This is a genomic window from Enterobacter cloacae complex sp.6700776, assembly GCF_048284255.1.
Classification (GTDB): Bacteria; Pseudomonadota; Gammaproteobacteria; order Enterobacterales; family Enterobacteriaceae; genus Enterobacter; species Enterobacter intestinihominis.
The window spans coordinates 1-398 of sequence record NZ_JBLVYK010000071.1 but is presented as its reverse complement, the minus strand read 5'-3'; the positions used below and the strand labels follow the sequence as shown (position 1 = coordinate 398).

General features: G+C 40.2%; 1 pseudogene. It reads left to right on the top strand.

Annotation, left to right across the window (positions count from 1 at the left end):
- Positions 1–398, top strand: a pseudogene (locus tag ACNQ0T_RS23255) (tyrosine protein kinase); the annotation flags it as partial.

Genomic DNA, 398 nt, shown 5'->3' with positions numbered 1-398 from the left:
GTTTTGGCCTCTTTATTGGGTCTCGTGATGGGCTGCGCCTTTGTGATCGGAAAAGAGCTTCTCAATAATAAAATTAAGAACACGGAAGAACTCGAGGCGCTAGGCCTTCGTGTTTATGCCACCGTTCCATTCTCGTTGGATGAAAAAAAATCACGGTATCGCGAAAGTAAAAAGCCCCTATCCATTGAAAATCCAGCAGATATGGCAATAGAATCCATTCGTTCATTAAGAACAAGTGTCTATTTCTCTGTGATGAATCAAGACAATAATATTGTGATGGTGACAAGTGTATCCCCAAATGTGGGAAAAAGTTTTATTACTACAAATATGGCTGTTGTTCTTGCCAATGCAGGTAAAAAAGGTCTGCTTATGGGTATCGATTTACGCAAAGGACAGAT